This window comes from Phytohabitans sp. LZ39 (genome assembly GCF_059359075.1).
On record NZ_JCADBM010000019.1, the window covers coordinates 187,873 to 210,949 of the forward strand.

A 23,077-nucleotide genomic window follows, 5' to 3' on the forward strand; every position below is an offset into this window, starting at 1 on the left:
GTGCGGTTCGCGAGATGGGGAGGCGCCGTGGGCGCTGTGCGTAGCTCACGTCCGTTCGCGGGAACGGCGATGACCGTGGCGGGCCGGTTCGCGCGACGCGCGGCGGGAGTCGTCGCTGCCGTCGTGGCCGCCACCGTGGCGCTCAACGCGGTCGCGGTGGCCGCACCGCCGTCGTGGCAGCCGCCGAAGCCGAAGGACGTCACCGGGGTAGCGGTGACCCCGGTCAAGGCCAAGCACCGTCCAACGTGGACTGCCGCCGGCCGTGAGGTCAAGGCGCCCCCGATGGTCGCCTGGCCGGCGCCGGGCTCGGCAACGGCCGACCTGGCCGCCGCGGCCATCTCGGCGCGTGACCTTTCCCGTGCACCGGAGGCACGGGCCGGGTCCCTGCCGGTCTGGGTCTCGGCCGCACCGACTCCCGCCGGCCAGGACAACAAGCGAACCGTTCCCACGCCGACGGTCGGCCGGGTCGCCGTCGAGGTCCTCGACCGGGGTACCGCCGCGAGGGTGGGCGTCTCCGGTGTGGCGCTGAAGGTCGGCCGCGCCGACGGTGTGCGGTCGGCCGGTGCGGTGACCCTGCGGGTGGACTACTCGTCGTTCGCTGGTGCGTATGGCGGGGACTGGGCATCCCGGTTGCGGATCGTGTCGCTGCCGGACGGTAGGCCGATCCCGAGCCGCAACGATCAGACGGCCAAGACGGTTTCCGCGGTTGTCCCGGTCGCCGCCACCGCCACGATGGTGGCGTTGACGGGTGGCGCGTCCGGTGACAACGGGGACTACAGCGCGACCAGCCTCACCCCGGCCTCGACGTGGCAGGTGGCGCAACAGACCGGCTCGTTCGCCTGGTCCTACCCGGTGCGGATGGTGCCAGCGGTCGGCGGCCCGGAACCGACCGTGGCGCTGTCCTACTCGTCGGGCTCACTCGATGGACGCAGTGGCGGCACCAACACGCAGGGCTCGTGGGTCGGTGACGGGTGGGACCTGTGGCCGGGCTATATCGAGCGGCAGTACCAGGCGTGCGGGGAGGACAAGGACGCGGTCGGCGGCGTCGACCCGAACAACAAGACCCTGAACACCGGTGACATGTGCTGGCACAAGCCGGACGGCAGCGCCTCCATCTCCCTCAACGGCCGGGGGACCGAGCTGGTCAAGTCGACCGGCAACACCTGGAAAGGCGTGTCCGACGACGGTTCGAAAATCGAGCTGCTGAAGAACACGTCGTTCGGCAACAGCGACGACGACGGCGAGTACTGGAAAGTCACCACCGTCGACGGCACCCAGTACTTCTTCGGCCGCAACACCGGGCCCGGCGGCGCCTCGGCCGCGACCGCGACCAAGTCGGTGTGGACCGTGCCGGTCTACGGCAACCACCCGGACGAGCCCGGCTACACGGCCGGAGACTACGTGGCCTCCCGACGGACGCAGGGATGGCGGTGGAACCTCGACTACGTCGTGGACCCGCACGGCAACACCATGACCTACTTCTACGAGCGGGAGACCGGCGCCTACGCCCGGGACGGCGACGTCGACAAGCGGACCACCTACGACCGGGGCGGCTATCTGACCCGGATCGAGTACGGCAACCGCGCCGACGCCGCGTCCACGGTGCAGGCCGCGGCCCGGTTGCTCTTCGACGTCGCGGAACGCTGCGAGAGCAACTGCTGGTCCGGCACCGACCCGGTGGCGGCGTCCTGGTTGGACACTCCGTGGGACCAGTACTGCAAGGCCGCGCCTTGCACCGACCAGCTTGCTCCCACTTTCTGGACGCAGAAGCGGCTGTCCCGGATCCGCGCCCAGGTGTACTCCGGCAGTGGCACCACCTTCAACGACGTCGAGTGGGTGACGCTGCGCCACACCTACCTCCAGTCCGGGGGCAACGAGGGCAAGCCGATGTGGCTGGCCGGCATCACCCGAACCGGCAAGGTGACCACCGCCGGCGGCGGCGAAGTCACCCAACCGGAAATCGTGTTCGACCCCGGCGCCGAAGCCCTCGCCAACCGGGTCGACGGTCCCGCCGACGGCCGCACCAACCTGTTCCGGTACCGCATCAACACCATCACCACCGAGACCGGTGCCCAGATCGCCCTCACCTACAGCGACCCGGAATGCGTCCGGACGGCGCTGCCGGCGGCGCACGCCAACACCAAACGGTGCTATCCACAGTGGTACGGACCGGACGGCGAGGAACCGACGCTGGACTGGTTCCACAAGTACGTCGTCGAGCGCGTCGACGTGTACGACAACACCGGCGGGTTCGCGCACGAGCAAGTCAACTACGACTACCTGGACACTCCGGCCTGGCACTACGACGACTCCGAGCTGATCAAGCCGAAGAAGCGCACGTGGAGCCAGTTCCGCGGCTACGGCCACGTCCAGGTCCGCAAGGGCCTGGAGTCCGGTGTCCAGACCGTCGCCGACTACCTGTACCTGCGCGGCATGGACGGCGACAAGCAACCAAACAACGGCACCCGCGACGTGTGGGTCACCGACTCGCAAGGCGTCGCTCTCGAGGACCACGAGGCGTACGCGGGCATGCTGCGAGAGCAGAAAACACTCGGCGTGGGCGGGTCGGTCGTGACCGGCACCATCAACACACCGGTCAAGCAGGGCCCCAAAGCCACCTCCGGTCCGCTGAAGTCGTGGATGACCAACGTCGGCACCGTCCGCACCCGGACTCCATTGTGGAACGGCACGACCCGGTGGACCAAGACCGTGACGACGTACAACGCCGACAACCTCCCCACGCAGGTGGACGACCTCGGCGACGAGGGCACCGCCGCCGACGACATCTGCACCCGCACCCAGTACGCCCGCAACGAGACCGCCTGGATCCTGGACAAGGTAAAGAAGGTGGAGAAGGTCGGCGTCAACTGCGCCACCACCCCCACCCTGCCCGGCGACATGCTGTCCAGCCAGCGAATCACCTACGACCTCGAGACCAACGACTGGAACACCTACCTGCCGGTCAAGGCCGACGTCGCCAAGGTCGAGGAGATCGACTCCTGGATCGGCACCACCCCGCAGTGGGTGACCACCGCCCGGACCAAGTACGACCCGAACGGCCGCGTCAAAGAGGCCTACGACGCCCTATCCCGCAAGGCCACCACCGCCTACACCCCGGCCACCGCCGGCCCGGTCACCTCCACCACCGCCACCAACCCGGCCGGGCATACCGCCACCACCAACTACGCCACCGCCTGGCACCTGCCGGTGAGCATCACCGACACTGCGAACAGCGCGGTCAGCGAGCTCACCTACGACGGCCTCGGCCGCCGCACCAAGGTCTGGTTCCCCGGCCGCGCCAAGGCCACTAACCCGACCACACCGAATGTCGAGTACCTCTACCTGGTCCGCAACGACGCGCCAACCGCCGTAACCACCAGAACCCTGACCGCGTACGGCACCAGCACCTACAAAACACAGATCACCTTGTACGACGGCCTACTACGCCAGCGGCAGACCCAAACTCAAGCGCCCGGCGGGGGCCGCACCCTCACCGACACGGTCTACGACTCCCGCGGCCTCGTCGAATGGACCTCGAACCCGTACTACGACACCACCAATGCCCCGCCGGACACCACCCTGGTCGGCGGATCCGGCACGCCCGCAGTGCCCGCGCTGACCGAGAACGTGTACGACGCCGCCGGCCGCATCACCGCCGCCATCTTCAAAGTCAACGGCGTCGAACAGTGGCGCACCACCACCTGGTACGGCGGCGACCGCAAGGCTGTCACACCCCCCGAAGGTGGCACCAAGAGCGAAACCCTGCTGGACGGCCGGGACCGCACCCGCCAGGCGCGTCAGTACCACTCCCACACCGCGACAACCTTCGACGCGACGACGTATACGTACACCGACCGCGGCGAGCTGGCCACCGTCACCGACCCGGCCGGCAACACCTGGCGCTACACCTACGACCAGCGCGGCCACAAAATCAAGGACGAGGACCCAGACCGGGGAGAAACCAACTCCACCTACGACGCCGCCGGGCAACTCACGACCGTCACCAACAGCCGCGGCATCACGCTCGCGTACACCTACGACAACCTCGGCCGGAAAACGACCGTCCGCGACGGGAGCATCACCGGAAACAAGCGCGCCGAGTGGGTGTACGACACTCTCCAGTACGGCGTCGGCAGGCTCACCAAGTCGATCCGGTACGAGCCCGCCGGCTCTACCAACGCATACGTCAACGAGGTCGGCGAATACGACGTGGCCGGCCGACCGAAGAGCACCAAAATCACCGTCCCGGCCAGCCAAGGCACCCTCTGCGCCGCCGGCGGCACCACTCCCTGCACCTACACCTACGCCGCGACCTACCGCAACGACGGCCAGGTCGCTACTACCACTCTGCCCGCCGCCGGTGGCCTGCCCTCGGAGAAGCTGACCACCACGTACAACGAGGTCAGTGCGCCCGACGGGCTGCTGTCCGCGGCGCAGATCTACGCCGACGCCACCTACAACAAGCTCGGCCAGCTCACCCAGCGGACGCTCGGGGAAGACGGCAGCCACACCTGGCTGACCTACACCATCGACCAGAACACCGCCCGGCTCACCAACGCCAACGCCATCCCCGAGCTCAAGCCAGAAGTCTTCAACGCCACCTACACCTACGACGACGCCGGCAACGTCATCACCATCGCCGACCAACCCGCCGGCGGCGCCACCGACACCCAGTGCTACTCCTACGACTACCTAGGCCGCCTCACCAACGCATGGACTCCCAATACCGCCGCGTGCGGCACACCCGCGGTCGCGCAGCTCGGCGGCCCCGCACCCTACTGGCACTCGTACGAGTACACCGGCCCAGCCGGCCTCGCCGGCAGCCGCACCAAGGAAACCTGGCACGCCAGCGCGGGCGACACCACACACACCTACACCTACCCTGCCCAGGGCGGCGCTCCCGGCAGCCACCCGCATGCCGTGCAGACGGTCGCACACGACTACCCGACCGGCACCGACACCACCGACACGTACGCCTACAACAACACCGGCGACACCATTTCCCGGCCCGGCACCCCGGCGAACCAAGCCCTCACCTGGGACAACGAGGGCCACCTCGCGACCGTCGCCGACAACAGCAAGAACACCAGCTACATCTACGACGCCGACGGAAACCGCCTCATCCGCCGCGACCCGACCGGCGCCACCCTCTATCTACCCAACGGCACCGAAGTCCGCTCGCCCACCACCGGGGCCGCCTCGGCCACCCGCTACTACACACACCTCGGCGTCGCCATCGCCGTGCGCACGCTCACCGGCCTGACCTGGCTCGCCGGCGACCACCACAACACCACCGAAGCCGCTCTCAACGACACCGATCTCAGCCTGGCCCGCCGCCGCACCCTGCCTTTCGGCGACACCCGCGGCACCACCACCGGCACCTGGCCGTCCGCAATGGACAAAGGCTTCGTCGGCGGCACGATGGACAACACCGGCCTGACCCATCTCGGCGCCCGGGAGTACGACCCGAAGATCGGCCGGTTCATCTCCGTCGACCCAATCCTCGACCTGGGCGATCCGCAGCAGTGGAACGGCTACAGCTACGCCAACAACACGCCCGTCACCCACAGCGACCCCTCAGGTCTCTGCCTCACCGACTCGCCAGGCTGCTTCTCCGAGATCGGCAACGACCCGATACCCCCGCCACCACCCACCGGGAACGGCGGGAACGGCGGGAACGGTGGCAACGGCGGCAACGGCGGCAACGGCGGCTCTGGAAATGGCGGAGGCGGCGGCAAGAAGGGCTTTTGGGGCCAGATCGGAAGCGGACTCAAAAAGGGCTTCACCAACGCAGTGGTCGATCCTTTCCTCGGCGCGGTAAACACCATCACCAGCAGCTACGCCCGCGCCTACCACGACGTCAACGGCGTCTTGACCGGCGAAATGTCCGCCCTTGACGCCGCCCTCGACATCGGATCTATTTACGTCACCAACTACAAAGACTCCGTCGTTGGACTCGTCAAAGCACCGGTCGAAGCCATCGGCAACCTCATCGAAACCCCAGGCCACATCATCAAAGGCGACTACGAAAAGGCCGCCGAAAGCTGGTCGGAAGGGGCCATCGGAGCAGCTCTCATCGCAGCGGGAGGAAGAGGTGGATTTAAGGGGCCAAAAGGTTGCAAACACAGCTTTGATCCAGCCACCCCGGTTCTTCTCGCTGAGGGCACCAAACCTATTGCGGAGGTGACGACCGGTGACCTGGTAGTCGCTGAGAATCCCGAAACAGGCGAAGTCGAGCTCCGCGACGTTGTCGAAACACATACCAACCTCGACACCGATCTAACTGACCTCACCGTTACGACTCCCGACGGCGGGATCAATACGCTCGAAACGACACAGCATCATCCGTTCTGGAGCGAAGACCGTGGGGCATGGGTGGACGCCAAGGGCCTCCGAGCCGGCGAGCGGCTTCGTACCTACGATGGATCAACAGTCATCGTTCTGGCGTCCCGGTCCTATGGCGGCCTCGCCATCATGCATGACCTCACCGTTGATACACTTCACACCTACTATGTGATTGTCGCCAACACGCCGGTGCTCGTTCACAACTGCGGCGGCAAAGCTACGGTGAATTGGGAAGGCGGTCACGCGTCAATTGATGTCGAAGTCGATGGTCAAGTGGTTAGTACACACCGCTGGGGCGCTCCGGGTACCGGAACCCGGCCCGACTACTTCCATGATCCAGTGTCCCCCCGTGCTCGACGAATTGAGGTAGACCTTCCGGATGCGGCCGGCGCACAGCGCTATCAGGATGACACGATAGGTCGTGAGCAAGGACCTTATGACGTGGAAACGAATAGCTGTTTGACATACTGTGGCGACGTGCTACGCGCGGGCGGTGTGGATGTCCCAGATACATCCACCGGGCTAGCACGCTGGCTGATACGCAACGGAAGAAAGGTTGGGTGATCTGGGTGGATGACCGAACCCCCGAAAGTAAAGGGCTGACCGCGTTGCTTTCGGAAATCATGGCCTCGGCAAGGGTTGGGCTGGACCTAGTTGAGGCTGCCGGGGAGTTGGCTGCCGAAAACGCGCGTTACAATAAGTGGGTGCATGGTCGAAAGCCCACCTCAACTTCGGCTGAATTGTGGAATCTGGCCGCTTTGGCGAGGAAGCACGAGGAGGCTCTGTCGATCACATGGGATCGCTATCAGGTGGCGGCTGATGAAATCCGCACCGAGAGAGGTCATGAACTGATCGAATTGCTCAGCGCCCAGCAAGATGAGCTTCGCCGAAGCCGAGAATCTGACGCTGTCTTTCATCAAGACCCTGACATGCCTCCGGAGCTCCTCGATTGGTAGCTGCTAATATGGCAGGAGTTAGAGAACTGACAGTGACACATCGTCTGTTTGCTCGTTGTGAGCGTCCAGGCATGCTTGCCAACAGGTAAACATCGGCGACCGGGGGTCGCCGGGCATCCGCACAGCGACGTGGCAGGCGCAGCAGGGCGGACATGATTGGGCCGGGTGCCGAGCAGCGGCGGCCTGCAGGCCGATAACGGTTGTTATGTCAGCCTAAGGGCTGTCTTGTAACTCGGTGCGTGCATTGGCCGGTCGGGCGACCCGACCATGGGGACGTTCGCCCTGCTTGGCGAGCACCTCAGTGCGAACGATGGCGCACTCGCAATGGTGCCGCTAGGCGAACAACCTTGGCGGTACCCGGGTGGTCTACCGGACCCGCAGGACAGCCCACTCTGGACCGCCAAGGCCATCTATCTGGCCTCCTCGAACGGCTACATCGAAACCGACGACGAACTCTGGCTAGTTGCCGCAGGCGGAGCAGCGGATCTGTACGCCGCAGAAGGCCCGGCTATGCAAGGCTATGTAGTGCCGGGACGAGGCGGCCTCCGCGGCGCCGGCGGATGTAGTTTCGCTGGAGAGACACGGGTGCTGATGGCCGACGGCAGCGTACGCCCCATCAACGAGATCAAGGTCGGCGACCTCGTCCTAGCCAGCGATCCAGAAACAGGAGAGCAGGCGCCGCAGCGAGTTACCCACCTGTGGACGCACGAAGACGACGTGCTTGCGCTCTCGGTCAGCAGCGGCACCATAACCACTACAGAGGACCACCTGTATTGGGACGCGGTGCACCAGAGATGGACGCGCGCCGATGAACTCGGTGTGGAAGCCGCTCTGACGACGGCAGATGGGAACACGGTCCTGGTCAACGGCTTGAACCAGAACTCTCGTCGTTCGGTCATCGCCTACACTCTGACCGTCGAAGACATCCACACCTTCTACGTCTTGGCAGGCCGCAGTTCAGTCCTCGTTCACAATTGCCCCGGGGATGGTGCCGTCGGTGGGCCCAAAGCTGGCGGTGGCGCACCCAAGATTGGACCGACGTCAGGAAGGCCAAATTGGCAGGATGGGTCGGTTTCACCTGGGCAGGGTTGGGAATGGCGTGGTCCAGGCGACCCTGGAACACCCAACCGAGGAGTCTGGTTCAAACCGGATACCAAGGAAACGCTGCATCCTGACCTCGGCCACCCCGCGCCGATCGGGCCACACTACGACTACCGTGCCCCCGATGGGACGTTCTACCGTATATTCCCAGACGGAAGGGTTGAGCCGAAAAAGTGACGCGAGTAGCGGAAATCAGCATTGATGTCGTCGAGTACGTGAGAGCAAGTCTGCGAGAGGGGCTCTCGCTAGCGAGGGCTTCGATACCTCTCTTGGACGAAATGACGACGGTTGCATTGGTCCCCGAAGGCACAACAATCGACCGTGCGCTCAATCTAGGTAACGGCGGCCTAGGCGGATCCGACATGCGCGAGATCGCCGCGCTACTTGCCCGGGCGTATCCGGAAGCCGTCCTGGTCGTTGAGCTACCGCTTTGGCGTCCCGAGGACCCAGGAATTCGTGAAACAGATCTGAGTGTAGCTATAAGCGGCGACGAGATCTATTCGGTCCGACCACTTAACAGCGGCCCCAATCTCGTCGAAAGGACGCTGCGGCTGGCTGATCCGTCGTTTATGTACAACGCATTTATTTTGGAGCCCAAAGTTAATTTGGTTGCGGAACTCGTATTTCCGAATCTGCTAAAGTCTGGACAAGTGGTAGTAAAAGGCGTATTGGTCGGCGCATACGACGGCGAGGGATTCGTGCTAGCGAGTTCTCGCCATTGATCGCGGCCGACGACGACCCGAGCAATGACGGACGAGTAGGAGCTGGTGGACCCGGCTGACGGTCTCAGTGCGGGCCTGTCCTAGTTCGTCGCGGCGGGGGTCCCCAGCAGCTGCAGTGCGAACTGTCATGTCGTTCGATCTGGATCTGGCGCAGCCCAAGGGGCTGCGTAGGCCGGCTACGGCAACGCTGTGGCATCGACCGGATCGGTCTTACGGCCCTGGCCGGTGTCGACCGCACCACCCGGGCGGACAACTTCGCCGGCACGTCCACGACGGTCTCGCCGTCGACGAGGCTAGCTGAAGCTTATGGCCGACGACGGTAGATCTCGATCGCGGCGTCCCCAAGCATCGATCCGAAGCGCCCGGCGTCCGGATCCTTGCGCAGGGCTCTGCATCGGCACTCTCCGTACTCCGTGGGGTCCAGGGAGACGAAGTCGCCGCATCTAGCGCATCGCGCCATCAGGTCGGGGCGCATGTTCCAGCCGTCACCGTCACCGGTCGCCGTCGGCCCGCTACCGAGGTATTCAGACTCCGTGAGCCGCCGTTGCCCCATGAACCGAGGGTTTAACATGCCGCTATTCGTCTGCCTTGGCGACCCAGTACAACTGCTTGTGGCCCCGCGCCTCCATCGCTGCTGCGAGGTCTTCGGCGTCCGCGCGTGAGTCCCTCCGCGCGACTTCAAACTGATGGCCGTTGTCGTCCTGCCGCCATACAATCCATCGATCGGATGAGCCAGAAGTTGCCGGGCCATGGTCGTCCACGGCCGCAATACGCTCGCTCGATATTCGAGCATCATGCCCTGCCGGCCGGTCCTGCCAGCAGCCCGATCTGCCCCAGCCGCGTACGACGTCGGCGGCGTGTCGATGACGTCCAAGCGAGTGATCTTGGCATCCTCTTCTGCCGCGATCCGGGCGCCTATTCCTGCTCATCACGGATGGTGATCATGGTCCTGTTCGTGTGCAGTTCGGGCAGCCACTGCCCGACGGGGTCGTCCGGCGCAGCTCGACCTCGGTGCCGGCCGCAGCACCACCGTCGACGATGTACGTCTTCGTACACTTCCTTCGCGGCGGCCGCCGTCTGTGGGTCCCGACGCGCGTGGAGGGCTTGCGTCGTGCTGCTCTACGGCGGCGCTCTGCGGCAGCTATCTGTCGCGGACGTGCATGGTTCGACTCCCCCGCGGGCTGCCACTTGGTGAGAGCGAGTATCAGCCTGGGGTGGTTAACGGGAGAACTTCGGCCGCATCCAGGACGGCCCCCCATGGAAAGGTGTCGATGCGATTTCCGCCAGTTCCGGGCGAATGTGGCTCCCATTTACCCGGACCGAACAGCACCCTTACGCCCTCGGAGCACAGCGACTCAACCGCCGCCGCGAACGGCTTCCTCGCGGCCAGTGCCGTATTCACGAACGGCAGCACCGCCACGGGCACGCCGCGTCCGATTGCCTCCGCCAGTGTGCCCAGAGCGTAGGTGTCGTTGATGCCAAGAGCGAGCTTGCAGATCGTGTTGTACGTTGCCGGCGCGACGACGACCGCGTCCGCCTCGGGCAGCGAGCGGGTCGGCGACTCGCCTGGTTTCCGGTATTCGCTGCGGACCCGATTGCCGGTCAGCTCTTCAAGCTTCGGCACGTCCAGGAACGCCAGCGCGGCCGGCGTGGCGGTGACGGCGACGGCCCATCCTCGGGCCTGCGCCAGTTCGACCAACCGATGTACCTGCGGTGCGGGCCCCGCGCCGCAGACCACGACCGTTACGAGGTGACGCGTCGCCGGCTCTGTCACACGTCTACCCCTGTCCGTTCGGCGAACTCGCCTACGGCCCGCTGAACGGTGTGTGGGGCGGTCAGCGCGAGGTCGCGAACGAGGCGGCGCACTGTTTCGCTGGTACGGATTTCTTCCGGCGCGATCTGCTCCGCCGTACGCAACGCCTGATGCGCGTGCTCATGTTTGCCCCACTGGGCGAAGGCTCGGGCGGTGTCGATGAGCAACCCAGCCTTGCGCTCGGCTAGCGGTATCCGGCTCAAATCGACCCGGCGGGCCAGATCGATAGCGGTCCCGGCGTCGCCCAGGGTCATCGCTATGTGGACCCGATGCTGTACGACGTTGGTCGGTCCGAATGCGGTCCACTGCGCGTTGTCATCGTGGCCAAGCCGCCGGCTAGCCTGCTCGGCCTCATCGAGCAGCTGCCAAGCGCCGGACCGGTCCTCGGCGATAGCGGCGGCAACGGCACCCCGCAGGAGAAGGGCACCGTAGACGGAAAGGGCATTCGGCCCGGGCTTGGGTACGTCGGCGTCGAGCCGTGCGGCGCCTTGGGCCGCTAGCTCCTTGGCGTGGGCGGCATGACCGCCCGACATCAGCCAATGTGTGACGGCGCGTGTGCTGGCGGCCAGGACGATCGGCTCCTGGCTTCGTATCGCGGCCTCCATACCCCGGTCGGCCGCGAGCGCGGCCAAGCCGAGGTCGCCGACTTTGAGCATGACGCCGGCGGTCACCTGGTACGCGAACGCCGCCAGCGCCCAAGCCTTCGTTGAGGCGTCCCCGGAGGCGGTCGAGCAAGTAAGCTGAACCGACTTCAACAGGCGCGGCAGGACGTCGAGCACGGCAGCGTACCGACACGCCTGATAGTCCCGCTTGGCGTTCGCTGCGGCCATCGACAGTTCCACGACCGGCGGGATCGGGGTCTGTGCTACAGCCGTGCCGTTCAGCAGGTTGTATGACGTAAGCGCGCGAGCCACACCGCCGAGCCGGTCGACCGGACCGGACGCCGGGACCGCGACAGCACCTAGCGCGGCGCCTCCCAATCCCAGCACGCCACGTCGATGCACGTCGCCTTCCATCGTTGGCTCGACAACACCGCCGCTCCCAGTATCCGGCAGACGTGGGCGGGGAAGATCACCACGTGCCGCATCCGGACGCCGCACCTGACCATGCGATGCGAGTCCAAAAGTCAGGTGAGCATCGCTTGAGGCCTCCAGGAAGCGAACACACGCTCAGCTACCTCGATCGCCGCGACTTCCCGCGACCCGGTGGCGACGCCGCCGCACCGGTCGCTATCCCGGGGCCCGGCCGCGGGAGGACCGAGCAGCGCGTCAAGGCTGCAACCCCAGAAGGCTTCTGCCACACGTTGCATCACCGGGCGCGGCTTGTCCACGTTCCCGCTCATCCAGCGCGAAAGCTGGCGGGGCGACAGGCTAGCCTGCTCTCCGAGCTCGCGTGCCTTCCGTTCGAAGGCGTGGCATGTTTCCTCGATCGTCCACCGGTCGGTTCGGACGAGCTCTTCCAGAAGGGTTCGATGGGTAGGGCGGCCACATCCCGACGGTAGGCCAGCCAGCCGGCGGACACGACACGACAACGGCGCATCGCGGCTAACGGCCGACGGATGTCATGGAAACGGCAGTTGCTAGGCCGCCCCGCGTCCAGGCTGACCGACGAACGTTGCCAAGTGAACGGCGGTCCAGACCGGTCTGAGCTGCTCACCATCGACGCGAACGCGGTGGTGCTCCCGCCCTCCGGGCGGCGGCTCAACGGGCCGAGGCGGCGTCCGCGCGGTTTCGTGCAGCCTGCTGGACCGCGCGCCGAGAGATCGCCAACCGCTACCGTCCCGGGTCCGCCCGTACCCGTCTGGTGCGACGTGTCGCGGCATGATCGACGATGTCAGCCGGCGCGGGGATCGGCCGGAAGCTACAGATCACCCACAGATCACCCATCGGTCCACAGTAGACATGAAAAAGGCTCCAATCCGGCATGAAGCACCAGGTCAGAGCCTTGATCATATGTGCGCCGCCAGGGACTCGAACCCCGAACCCGCGGATTAAGAGTCCGCTGCTCTGCCAGTTGAGCTAGCGGCGCTCGCTGACAACGGCAGCAACCTTAACACGGCCCTCGATCGCCCTTCCAACCGGTTCGCCCAGCCACGCCGGACCGGTTGGCGGAAGCGACACACGTTCTTGATCTGGCAGGGTGCTGGACTGGCCACCGGTGGCTGCGCGCGTAGTGCACCATAAGCGCAGGCGCACGCCGGGGTTCACGAGCCACACACACCGAACGGGGTTGACATGAGGGGCACGCGGGGGTTGGTGAAGGCTGCCGTGCTGGCTGTGCTGGCTCCGTTGGCTCTCGCCGCATGTGGCGGGGGCGGCGGCGAGACGCCCCGGTTCGTCGACGGCACCACGGCCGGGCCCTCCGCCAGTGCCGATGCCAGCCCGAGCGCTGGGCCGCAGCCCGCGGCGTTCGCGTTTTCGATCACGCCGGCGGCCAACGCGAAGAACCTGCCGGTGAGTTCCGAGATCGGCGTCAAGCTGGCTGGGGGCGAGGTCACCTCGGTCACGCTGGCCGAGGCGGGTGGCGCCAAGGTGTCCGGCACGATGCGCGACGACGGCTCCGCCTGGGTGCCCAGCAGCCCGCTGAAGTACGGCAAGACCTACACCGCGACGGTGGTCGCCGCAAAGGATGGCGGCACGGCCACCAAGACCACGACGTTCACCACGATGGGGCAGCCGGGCAGCCGGGTGGGCACGGGGCTGTACCTCTTCGACGGCAAGACGTACGGCGTGGCCATGCCCGTGGTCGTGGAGTTCAGTCCGGGCATCGCGAAGAAGGACCGGGCGGCGGTGCAAAAGCGCATGTTCGTGAGCACCGACCCGCCGCAGCCGGGCGCGTGGCACTGGGTGTCCAACGGCACGCAGGCGTACTACCGGGCGCCCGAGTACTGGCAGCCGGGCACGAAGATCACGACGCGGATCGCGCTCGGTGGGCACCCGATGGGCAAGGGGCGATACGGGGACACGGACCGGAAGGCGACCGCGAAGATCGGTGAGCGGTTCGAGATGAAGGTCGAAAACAAGACCAAGAAGATGACGGTCTTGAAGAACGGCAAGGTGATCAAGACCCTGCCGGTGAGCCTGGGCAAGAAGAGCACCCCTTCGGCCAGCGGCACCATGGTGGTGATGGAGAAGAAGGAGCAGACCGTCTTCGATACCACCAACGACCCCAACCCGGCCGATCGCTACCGGGTGGACATCGCGTTCGCGCAGCGGCTGACCTGGAGCGGGCAGTACATCCACGCGGCGCCGTGGTCGGTGCCGCAGCAGGGGCGCACCAACGTATCGCACGGTTGCCTCAACGTCTCCACGGAAAACGCGCGCTGGCTCTTCGGCCAGACCAAGATCGGCGATCCGGTCACCGTGACGGGCACCGAGGAGAAGCTCGGCGCGGGCAACGGGTGGACCGCGTGGAACATGAGCTGGAAAGAGTTCATCAAGGGCAGCGCGCTCCCCGTAACACAGTAAATACGCATAAAACGGGGCAAAATTCAGTGGTCAATGCCACGGCACGAAACCGTGATTTGGCCGAGGACGTCATTAGAGGAGGATTGACCTCTGCGGCTGGGTAATGAGCGCAGGGGCATCGATAACTTGCGAGGAGACCATGGCAGCGACGCGACAGCACCGACGTATGCCGAGCCGACAGGCCGCATGGCGCACGTTGACCGCGACGGCGCTGGCCGCCACCCTCGCCCTCGTCACCGCGTGCAGCGACGACAAGCCCTCCGCCTCCTGGGAGGGCAACGGCGACAGCGGCGGTCAGCAGCAGTCCGAAGACGGTCCCAAGCAGGCTGGCACCATCACCAGCCCGGCCGCTGACGCCAAGGACGTGCCGGCATCCACGGACATCGCGTTCACGCTGGACAACGCGACCAACCCGACCGTCGAGCTCAAGAGCGCGAGCGGCGAGACGGTCAAGGGCGCGATGCAGGCAGACGGCAAGTCGTGGCTGCCCGACGGGGCGCTCGACTACGGCACCAAGTACACGGTGACGGTCAACGCCACCGGTTCGGACGGCAAGCCGGCCGCCACCACCAGCACGTTCACCACCATGGCCAAGCCCAGCAAGGTGGTGCGGGTCTCCAGCTTCCTCGGCGAAGACCAGGTCGTGGGCGTGGGCATGCCGATCATCGTGCGGTTTGGTCGCGAGGTGCCCCAGGACAACCGCGACGATGTGCAGCGGCGCCTCTTCGTCACCTCGACGCCCCAGCAAGAGGGCATCTGGCACTGGACCAGCCCGACCGAGGTGCACTACCGGCCGAAGACGTACTGGCAGGCCGGCACCAAGATCTCGTACAAGATGCAAACCGGCGGGCTGCCGATGGGCGACGGCTACTACGGCCGCGCCGACGTGAGCGTCGACATCAAGATCGGCCCGTCGATCATCATGTCTGTCGACAACAAGACGAAGAAGATGACCGTCACCAAGGACGGCAAGGTCATCAAGACCATCCTGGTGAGCCTGGGCAAGCCGGCCACGCCCTCGGCCAGCGGCACCATGGTGATCATCGAAAAGCAGCGCAAGACCATCTTCGACACGATGGACGACCCCAACCCGGCCAACCGCTACCGCACGCCGATCGACTTCGCGCAGCGCCTCACCTGGAGCGGCCAGTTCATCCACGCCGCCTCTTGGTCCGAGGGCAAGCAGGGCCGGGTCAACGTCTCGCACGGCTGCCTCAACGTCTCCGAGGCGATGGGCGGCTGGCTGTTCGGCCAGACCCGCATCGGCGACGTGGTCACGGTGAAGAACACCGAGGAGAAGCTCCAGAACGGCAACGGCTGGACCGACTGGAACATGAGCTGGGACGAGTACGTCAAGGGCAGCGCGATTCCCTACAACGGCTAAAGGATTTTCTGCCCGCGTCCGCGTCTGGTTGCGGGCCGTATGCTCCCGCGGGCACCGCTCCCGGCCGGCTCCTCGCCTGAGGGCTCGTCGAAACCCCGGCCGTCCGCTGCCGGGTCCGCCGTTGGTCACGGCTCAGTGCGGCGGTCTCGGGCCGGGCGCTTCCGTTGCGGGTCGCGGGGGTGCGGCCACACAACCTCGGGCTGTAGCCCGGACTACAGCCACGTATCAATGATCAGCCCCGACCTCACCTATCGGAAGATCGGTCGCGGAGGATCGACGGGCGAAGGGTGCGTCGGCTGAGCGTCCGTGGCGATTTGTTGCCCCCATAGGGGCGGTTTTCGCCACGGACGCTGCCCCGCAGCCTCCGACCCGAGCTGGGCCTCCGGGACACATCCCAGCAGAAAGCCGCAAGCGGCAAGTCCGAGGCCCACGCCGGAGGCGCTGCACTCGAGCGTGACCAGCAGCGGAACCGGCCGGGAGCGGTGCCCGCCGGAGCATACGGCGCGCTACCAGACACGGACGCGGGCAAATATGCCGGAACAACGGCATCTCAGCGGCGGGACGAAGGGTCGATCAGGCCCCGTCGCGAGACGGGGCCTGATCTGCGAAAACGGAGATCAAACAAGAGGGTGACTGAGGGGATTTGAACCCCCGACACCCGGGACCACAACCCGGTGCTCTGCCAACTGAGCTACAGCCACCACGTCAGCCGCGCCGGACTGGCCGGTGCGGTGCGCCGACCAATGATAGCCATACCCAGGCCACATCCGTCGACAGGGTGCCGGGACGGTTACAGCGTCGCGGCGATCGCCTTGGCCGCCTCCACGTCGGGGCCGGGCAGGGGCACGAAGATCGTGCGGCGGTAGTACTCCAGCTCGCGGACGCTCTCCCGGATGTCCGCCAGCGCGCGGTGGGCCAGGCCTTTCGCGGGCTGCCCGAAGTACACGCGGGGGTACCAGCGGCGACACAGCTCCTTGATGGACGAGACGTCGATCATGCGGTAGTGCAGGTGGGCGTCGAGCCGCGGCATGTCGCGCGCCACGAAGCCGCGGTCGGTGGCGATCGAGTTGCCACACAGGGGGGCGCTGCGGGGGTCGGGCACCCACTGGGTGATGTACTCCATGATCATGTCTTCGGCCTCGGGGACCGTGACCGCCGAGCGGCGGACCTCCTCCGTCAGGCCCGACTTTTCGTGCATTTGGCGGACGACGTCGGGCATGCCGGCCAGCGCCGCGTCATCGGCGTGGATCACCACGTCGACGCCTTCGCCGAGCACGTGCAGGTCAGGGTCGGTGACCAGCGCCGCCACCTCGATCAGCGCGTCCTTGCCGAGGTCGAGCCCGGTCATCTCACAGTCGATCCAGACCAGAAGATCAGCCACGGGCTCAGCCTACGCGCCGACGGCCCTCCGTCACCCTGGCCGAAGCGCCGTTACGCTGCTGAACATGCCGAAAGCCATCCGGATCGCCACCGTCACGGCACTCGCCGCCGCGGTGGCCATCTTCCTGGACTGGTACGGCAACCGTCACGACTTCTTCGACCTGCGCATATACGTCAGCGCGATGCGCTGGTGGGCCGACGGCCACCCGCTCTACGACTACGCCCAACCCGACCGGGTGCAGGGCGAGCTCTACTTCACGTACCCGCCTTTTGCCGCCGCGCTGTTGCGTCCACTCGCCGAAATCCCGATGGGTGCCACGATCGTTATCTTTCTGATCGGCACCGCGGTGGCGATCGGCGTCACCACCTGGTGGCTCGTGCACCCCGTCGCGCTTCGCCACGGGCAGCCACCCTGGTTTGTCGCCGGGCTGGCCATCCCGCTGGTCTTCGCGATCGAGCCGACCCGCGAGACGTTCACGTTCGGCCAGATCAACATGCTGCTCGTGTTGCTGGTCCTCGGCGACCTGCTGCTGCTCGTACCCCGAAACTCGCGCTGGGCCGGCGTGGGCGTGGGGCTGGCGACGGCTCTCAAGCTGTACCCGGGAATCTTCATCCTCTATCTCTTGGCCGCGCGGCGCTGGCGCGCCGCGATCACGGCGAGTGTGGCGGCGGCCGGGGCGACCCTGCTGGCGGCGGCGATGGCGCCGCGAGACTCGTGGCAGTTCTGGACGCACGAGCTGTGGTCGACCGAGCGGGTCGGGCGCACCGACTACACCGGCAACCAGTCGCTGCTCGGCCTCCTCGGCCGCGCCGCGCTGCCCGGCGAGCCGAGCCGGGTGGTGTGGTTCGGGCTTGTCGTGCTCATCGCCGGCTACGGCATCCGCCGCGCCGCCCAGGCCGCCCGGGCTGGTGACGAGGTGGCCGGGCTCGCGCTGGCCGGGCTGGTGGGCGCGCTGGCCAGCCCGATCGCGTGGACCCATCACGTGTACTGGTTCGTGCCCGCTTTCGTCGTGCTAGTGGACGCCGGCCTGCGCGAACGCGACCTGAGACCGCGGCTGGCGCTGCTGGGGCTGGCGGCGGCGGGGTTCCTGATCCTGCTGCGCGGCGTGGTCTCGTTTGACGACTGGGGCGCGACCCCGCTGCCGACCGACACGGTGGGCGAGTTTCTCCGCCGCAACGCGTATGTGCTGCTCGCGCTCGTGTTGATCGCCGTGCTGCCGGTGCGTAGCGGGGTGCTCGATTATCGCAGGCGTGGGGCGAAATGGACAGATCTACCTAGCCACGCCCGAGTGGGCTAATCTGTCCTTAACAGACAAGCTCCCCCGTGTTACACCGTTTCCCCCGGTGAGACCAGCCCTCCGCAAACGGCATGCGGAGGGCTGGTCGCCGTTGTTTGGGCTACCGCGACGCCCGTCGTGGTCCGGACGGTGCTCCCGCGGCCTCACCCGTCCGCCGTTGGTCGCGGTCACCTATCGCCTCCGGCCGGGCGGTCAATCGCGAGTCCGGCGGGCAACGGGTGGGGCGACCGGTGGCGATGCCACGACATCGGTGGGTAGGCCGGCCGCCGTCTTACGCCGGCGGGTGGAGCGGGATGCCGACCCCAGCGTGCCCAGGGCCGTGGCCAGGTCGGCGGAGCCGGGGAGATCCGCGCCGACCGGCTCCGGCTCGGCCGGCTCGACCGCGAGGCCAGCGTCGGCCGGATCGAGCGCCGGCCGCCGATCGAGTGGCACGTCTTGGCTAGTCGCCTGGACAGCCGGGGAAGTGGGAGCGGGTAGCGGGGCGGGGGTGACCGCGACGCTCGGGTGGGGTGGCCAGGCCAGGATGGGCTGTACGGGCATCGGTGTGGGCGCGGCCCAGGCGGGCCGCGGGCGCTCCAGGACGGCCGTGGGAGGTGTGGCGGGCGCGGGGGCGACGTCGGCGAGGGTAGACGGGCGGGCGAGCGCCGGGCGGCGGGTCGGCCAGGCGAGCGTCGCCATGCCGAGCAGGATCAGCACCGCGCCGGCCACCAGCAGGCCCCACGTCGCCGGGGCGAGCCAGCCGGGGCGCACCTCGACGCGGAAGTCGACCGTCATCCCGGCGCTCGCGTCCGGGTGCATGACGACCAGGGCGAGGCGCTGGCCGCGTACCTCCGCGGAGTCCCACGCCACCGCGCCGGCCCCGGCCAGCCGCCATGCGGGCTGCGCGGCGGGCACGGCCGTGCCCTCGACCGGCGTGACGCCCACCGGCAGCGGGCCACTGGTCAGGCTGACCCGGTCGACCTGGGCGTACGCGGCGCCGGCCAGGTAGCGGGCCACCTCCTCGGCCGGCGCGATGCCGACCAGCGCGGGGCCGGCCTCGGTGCGGGCGGTCACGCGGAGGCGGGTGTCACGCGCGCGGGTGAACGGTGCGTCGCGGCGCAGGAGGGCGTCGAGATCCGGTACGACGACGGCGTGGCCGGGCGTGGTGATCCGCTCGACGCGGCCGCTGAACGCCCCGCCCCCGTCGCGGTGCTGCATGGCTGTCCACAGTGCACCGCCGACCAGCAGCACCGGCAGCCCGATGGTGAGCAGCAGCATGCCAGCCGCCGTACGCACGATCCGCATTCCCGTTCCCCTCGAAGACGCCCCTTATGAGGGAGAACGAGCATGCCGGCGTCACGACGCCCGGCGGCCCCGGACAATCGCGAGGCCGCCGAGGACAAGCCCGGCCAGGGACGCCACCAGCGCGATCACGGCCAGGATCAGGGCGGGTCCGTCGCCGTCGTCATCGTCAGCCGGCGCGGCGGCCGCGTCGGGGCTGGCGGACGGCGCCGCGGCATCAGCGGCCACGAGGGTCAGCACCGGCGCGACGTTTTCCGGCTCCTCGGCGCCCGGCTGCGGCTCCTCGATCCAGCGGGAGACCTCGTTGTCGGAGTAGGTTTGCAGCGCCTTGAACACCATCTTGTCGGTGTCCGGCAGCGGCCCCATCGACACCGGAAACTCCGCGAACTCGCCCGGCTTGACCCCGCCACCCGCCGCGGCGGTCCACGTGATCTTCGAGACCACCTCGCTGACCTGGGTGCCGTGCACGTCGAGCGGCGGGTCCACCTTGCGCCGCTCCACCGCCACGGTCCACCCGGCCACCGGCATCGTCGAGACCGAGCCGACCGGCGCGTTTTCCGGCAGCACCACCTCGAGCTTGACGGTGGAGGCGGTGTCGCTCTCGTTGGGCACCCGGAACGCCAGCCGCGCGAAGCCGCCCTTCTCCGCCTCCTGCGGGTTGACGGTGACGTGGGCCGACGCCGGCGCTCCCGCCGCCAGCACGAACGCGGCGACAGCGCCAAGGACGAGAGCAACGCGTTTCATCGGGAACCCTTCTAGCTCACGGGCACGGTGGCGGTCACCGTGGCCTGGTCGATCTCGGAGATGCGGACCGTGAATTTGAGCTGCCAGTCGCCCTCCAGCGGGAGGGTGATCTCGCCGGTGGCGTGGTTGTCGGTCAGCGGCAGCAGCGGGATGTCGACCGGCGCGACGTCGTTGGCGGGCAGCGCGGCCGTGCCCTTCCACTCCACCACCGGCAGCGGCTTGTTGCTCTTGTCGTACGCGTACAGGTGGATGGAGTTGTTGCCCTTCTTCGCCGGGTCGACGTCGACCTGGAGCTTGAAGAGGTTGCTGTCGAGCATGGCGCTGTAGAAGCCAGACCCGCCGACCTCCTCGTTCGCGGAGGCGGTGCGCGCGGGTGTCGTCTGCACCAGCACCGCGGAAAGCCCCAGCACCACGGCGGTGATGCCCAACTCGACACCCACCGATCGGCGCAGCCGCCGCGGCTCACCGGGGGCCATCCGGCGCAGGACCAGCTTCCGCGAGTACGCCGCGACGCCGATCACGGCGCCGAAGAGCGCCACCTTCGCGATGATCAGTCGGCCGTACGTGGTCGACACGAGCGCGTCCGGCGTGCCCACCTCGATCAGCGCCTGCACCGTGCCGGCCAGCACCAGCGCGCCCACCGCCAGGGCCGCCCACCGCGACCAGATAGGCAGGATGGCGCCGAGCTCACGCTCGTTGGCCTGCCGCAGCAGGAACGCGAGGAGCATGGTCAGCCCGCCCAGCCACACCGCCATGCTGGTCAGGTGTACCGCGTCGACCACCACCGAGACGGCGGCGACCGGTGAGGCGGCCGGGTGGCCGGCGATCGGCCAGGTGAGGATCGCCGCGCCGCCCAGCACCGCCAGCAGGATCTGGTCGACCCGCCCGGTCTCGCCGCGCAGCAGCGGTCGCAAGAGCAGGCCGATCGCCACGAGCAGGCCAAGCCTGATCAGATGAGCGGTGCCGAATGTGCTGGACAACACATTTCGCAGCCCGCTCCCATCGACGTCGAGGAGGCCGCCGCCGGCGGTGTACGGCACCTGGAGCCAGATCGCGGCCACCGTGGCGAGCGTCACCAACCCCATGCCGGTCCAGATGACCTTCGACGGGCCGCTCCGCGCGAGCCGGGCCGGCCACAGCAGGCTGATCACCAGCACCGGGCCGACCAGCAGCACCAGGCCGGCGTACCCGAGGTAGCGCACCACCTTCACGCCGGTCGCCACGACCTGGTTTTCGCCCTCCTGCTCGCCCGTGTCGCTCGGCGGCGTGGTGGAGGGGGCGCCCACCGAGTACGTGAACCCGCCGGACACCGGGTGGCTGTCAGCCGAGATCACCCGGTAGCTGACCAGGTAGGTGCCCTGCGCGCCGGTCTGCTGCACAGGGATCGTCACGACCGCGCCGTCGAAGCTGGCGTCGCCCCGGTCCACCCGCTTGCCATCGGGTCCGATGACGCGTACCCGGTCGGGCACCTTGCGCACCGACTCGGTGAAGGTCAGCACGACCTCGGCAGGCGCGGCCTGGAGCACGGAGTTGCCGATCGGGTTGCTGCTGGCGAGCACGGCGTGGGCGCTGGCGGGGGAGGCCGGGAGCGCGAGCGTGGCGAGACCGCCGGCGATCACGGCCAGCAGCATCAGGGGGAGGCGGCGGGTCATGACGGCCATGATTTCGGAGCCGGGCGCGCGAAAGCGAGCCGGGTCGCATAGCCGGTCATGGGTATGTAGTCGGTCGGGGCGCGGAAAAAGTTCCCGGTGGGGCACACATCTTTTGTCCAGCAACTCCGCGTACCCTGAGGTGCCGTGATTCCCGCCCAGCGTGATGGCCACGCCGCCGACGAGTGGGTCGATGCTGCCCGCGACGGCGACCAGACCGCGCAGGCGGAGTTCGTGCGGGTCACCCAGGTCGAGGTGTGGCGGTTCGTCGCCGCGCTCGTCGATCCGGCCAGCGCGGACGATCTGACGCAGGAGACCTACCTGCGGGCGTTTCGGGCACTCCCCTCCTTCGAGGGGCGCTCCAGCGCCCGCACGTGGCTGCTCGGCATCGCTCGCCGGGCCTGCGCCGACCACGTGCGCACGATGGTCCGCCGCCGCCGGCTCGACGAGCGGCTGGCCGCGCAGGCGCACACCGACGGCCCCTACCCTGACCCCGCCGCCCAGCTCGGCGCCGCCGACCTGCTGCGGCGGCTGCCCGACGAGCGGCGTGGCGCTTTTGTGCTGACCCAGGTGCTCGGCTTGTCGTACGTGGAGGCGGCGGACGTGGAGGGCGTGCCGGTGGGCACGATCCGCTCCCGGGTGGCCCGCGCCCGCGCCGATCTTGTCGACGCGCTCGGCGACGCACTCGCCAGCTGAAGGAACCTCCCCAGACCGTAGGACGACTAATGAATGTGACCGTCGCGAGTCCGCCCGTTTCGCCCACATCTGTTAGCAGATGGCATACCGCGCGACCGTGGCTCGGCACGCTGGTGCGGCTCGGCCTCGCCGCCGTCTGGCTCGTCGCCGGCGGCGCCAAGGTCGGTGACCTTGCCGGGTCGGGCCGGGCTGTGAACGCGTACGACGTGATGCCGTACGAGTTGGCCAAGGTGATCGGGGC

Annotated in this window: 14 protein-coding genes, 2 tRNA genes and 1 pseudogene; 9 read left to right on the forward strand and 8 right to left on the reverse strand. The window is 67.7% G+C overall.

Annotation, left to right across the window (positions count from 1 at the left end; translation table 11 throughout):
* Positions 1 to 69: 69 nt before the first annotated feature.
* From AC5L36_RS31755 to AC5L36_RS31770, 4 genes are all read left to right on the forward strand, one after another.
* Positions 70 to 6,909: a polymorphic toxin-type HINT domain-containing protein gene (locus AC5L36_RS31755; RefSeq protein WP_441222449.1), complete on the forward strand. Its 6,840-nt coding sequence runs from the start codon at positions 70 to 72 to the stop codon at positions 6,907 to 6,909.
* Between the two features lie 5 nt (positions 6,910 to 6,914).
* On the forward strand, positions 6,915 to 7,301 hold the full coding sequence (locus tag AC5L36_RS31760) for a hypothetical protein (protein ID WP_441222450.1): 387 nt from the start codon (positions 6,915 to 6,917) through the stop codon (positions 7,299 to 7,301).
* Positions 7,302 to 7,568: 267 nt separating this feature from the next.
* Positions 7,569 to 8,579 (forward strand): polymorphic toxin-type HINT domain-containing protein, encoded by a 1,011-nt coding sequence (locus tag AC5L36_RS31765; protein WP_441222451.1) that lies wholly within the window; start codon positions 7,569 to 7,571, stop codon positions 8,577 to 8,579.
* A gap of 92 nt (positions 8,580 to 8,671) precedes the next feature.
* Entirely contained in the window at positions 8,672 to 9,124 is a 453-nt protein-coding gene (locus AC5L36_RS31770; RefSeq protein WP_441222452.1) for a hypothetical protein, read from the forward strand.
* Positions 9,125 to 10,328: 1,204 nt separating this feature from the next.
* Here the strand turns inward: AC5L36_RS31770 and AC5L36_RS31775 are convergent.
* From AC5L36_RS31775 to AC5L36_RS31785, 3 genes are all read right to left on the reverse strand, one after another.
* Positions 10,329 to 10,898 (reverse strand): flavoprotein, encoded by a 570-nt coding sequence (locus tag AC5L36_RS31775; protein ID WP_441222453.1) that lies wholly within the window; start codon positions 10,896 to 10,898, stop codon positions 10,329 to 10,331.
* Positions 10,895 to 11,953, reverse strand: coding sequence for a hypothetical protein (locus AC5L36_RS31780; RefSeq protein ID WP_441222454.1), 1,059 nt, complete (start codon positions 11,951 to 11,953; stop codon positions 10,895 to 10,897). The genes AC5L36_RS31775 and AC5L36_RS31780 overlap by 4 nt, the downstream gene beginning before the upstream one ends.
* Before the next feature lie 939 nt (positions 11,954 to 12,892).
* Positions 12,893 to 12,965 (reverse strand) — tRNA-Lys (locus AC5L36_RS31785).
* Between the two features lie 206 nt (positions 12,966 to 13,171).
* Between AC5L36_RS31785 and AC5L36_RS31790 the strand changes: the two genes are divergently transcribed.
* Both AC5L36_RS31790 and AC5L36_RS31795 read left to right on the forward strand, forming a co-directional pair.
* Positions 13,172 to 14,404, forward strand: a complete 1,233-nt coding sequence (locus tag AC5L36_RS31790; protein WP_441222455.1) for a L,D-transpeptidase — start codon at positions 13,172 to 13,174, stop codon at positions 14,402 to 14,404.
* Between the two features lie 166 nt (positions 14,405 to 14,570).
* Positions 14,571 to 15,788 (forward strand): L,D-transpeptidase, encoded by a 1,218-nt coding sequence (locus AC5L36_RS31795; protein ID WP_441222456.1) that lies wholly within the window; start codon positions 14,571 to 14,573, stop codon positions 15,786 to 15,788.
* Positions 15,789 to 16,416: 628 nt separating this feature from the next.
* Here AC5L36_RS31795 and AC5L36_RS31800 read toward each other — a convergent pair.
* A tRNA-His gene (locus AC5L36_RS31800) sits at positions 16,417 to 16,489 on the reverse strand.
* An 89-nt stretch (positions 16,490 to 16,578) separates the two neighbouring features.
* Positions 16,579 to 17,169 (reverse strand): oligoribonuclease, encoded by a 591-nt coding sequence (gene orn / locus AC5L36_RS31805; protein ID WP_441222457.1) that lies wholly within the window; start codon positions 17,167 to 17,169, stop codon positions 16,579 to 16,581.
* Between the two features lie 64 nt (positions 17,170 to 17,233).
* On the opposite strand from orn, the gene AC5L36_RS31810 reads away from it, so the two are divergent.
* Positions 17,234 to 18,466 (forward strand): glycosyltransferase family 87 protein, encoded by a 1,233-nt coding sequence (locus AC5L36_RS31810; protein ID WP_441222458.1) that lies wholly within the window; start codon positions 17,234 to 17,236, stop codon positions 18,464 to 18,466.
* A gap of 192 nt (positions 18,467 to 18,658) precedes the next feature.
* Here AC5L36_RS31810 and AC5L36_RS31815 read toward each other — a convergent pair whose 3' ends face one another.
* From AC5L36_RS31815 to AC5L36_RS31825, 3 genes are read right to left on the reverse strand one after another with little or no spacing between them, the layout of a single operon-like run.
* Entirely contained in the window at positions 18,659 to 19,750 is a 1,092-nt protein-coding gene (locus tag AC5L36_RS31815; RefSeq protein ID WP_441222459.1) for a hypothetical protein, read from the reverse strand.
* Between the two features lie 51 nt (positions 19,751 to 19,801).
* Positions 19,802 to 20,491 carry a YcnI family copper-binding membrane protein gene (locus AC5L36_RS31820; RefSeq protein ID WP_441222460.1) on the reverse strand — a complete coding sequence of 230 codons (690 nt, stop codon included), beginning with the start codon at positions 20,489 to 20,491 and terminating at the stop codon, positions 19,802 to 19,804.
* An 11-nt stretch (positions 20,492 to 20,502) separates the two neighbouring features.
* Entirely contained in the window at positions 20,503 to 22,152 is a 1,650-nt protein-coding gene (locus tag AC5L36_RS31825) for a copper resistance CopC/CopD family protein (RefSeq protein WP_441222461.1), read from the reverse strand.
* Positions 22,153 to 22,287: 135 nt separating this feature from the next.
* On the opposite strand from AC5L36_RS31825, the gene AC5L36_RS31830 reads away from it, so the two are divergent.
* Positions 22,288 to 22,836 (forward strand): sigma-70 family RNA polymerase sigma factor, encoded by a 549-nt coding sequence (locus AC5L36_RS31830; RefSeq protein WP_441222462.1) that lies wholly within the window; start codon positions 22,288 to 22,290, stop codon positions 22,834 to 22,836.
* Positions 22,837 to 22,865: 29 nt separating this feature from the next.
* Positions 22,866 to 23,077 (forward strand): annotated as a pseudogene (locus AC5L36_RS31835) (DoxX family protein); the annotation flags it as partial.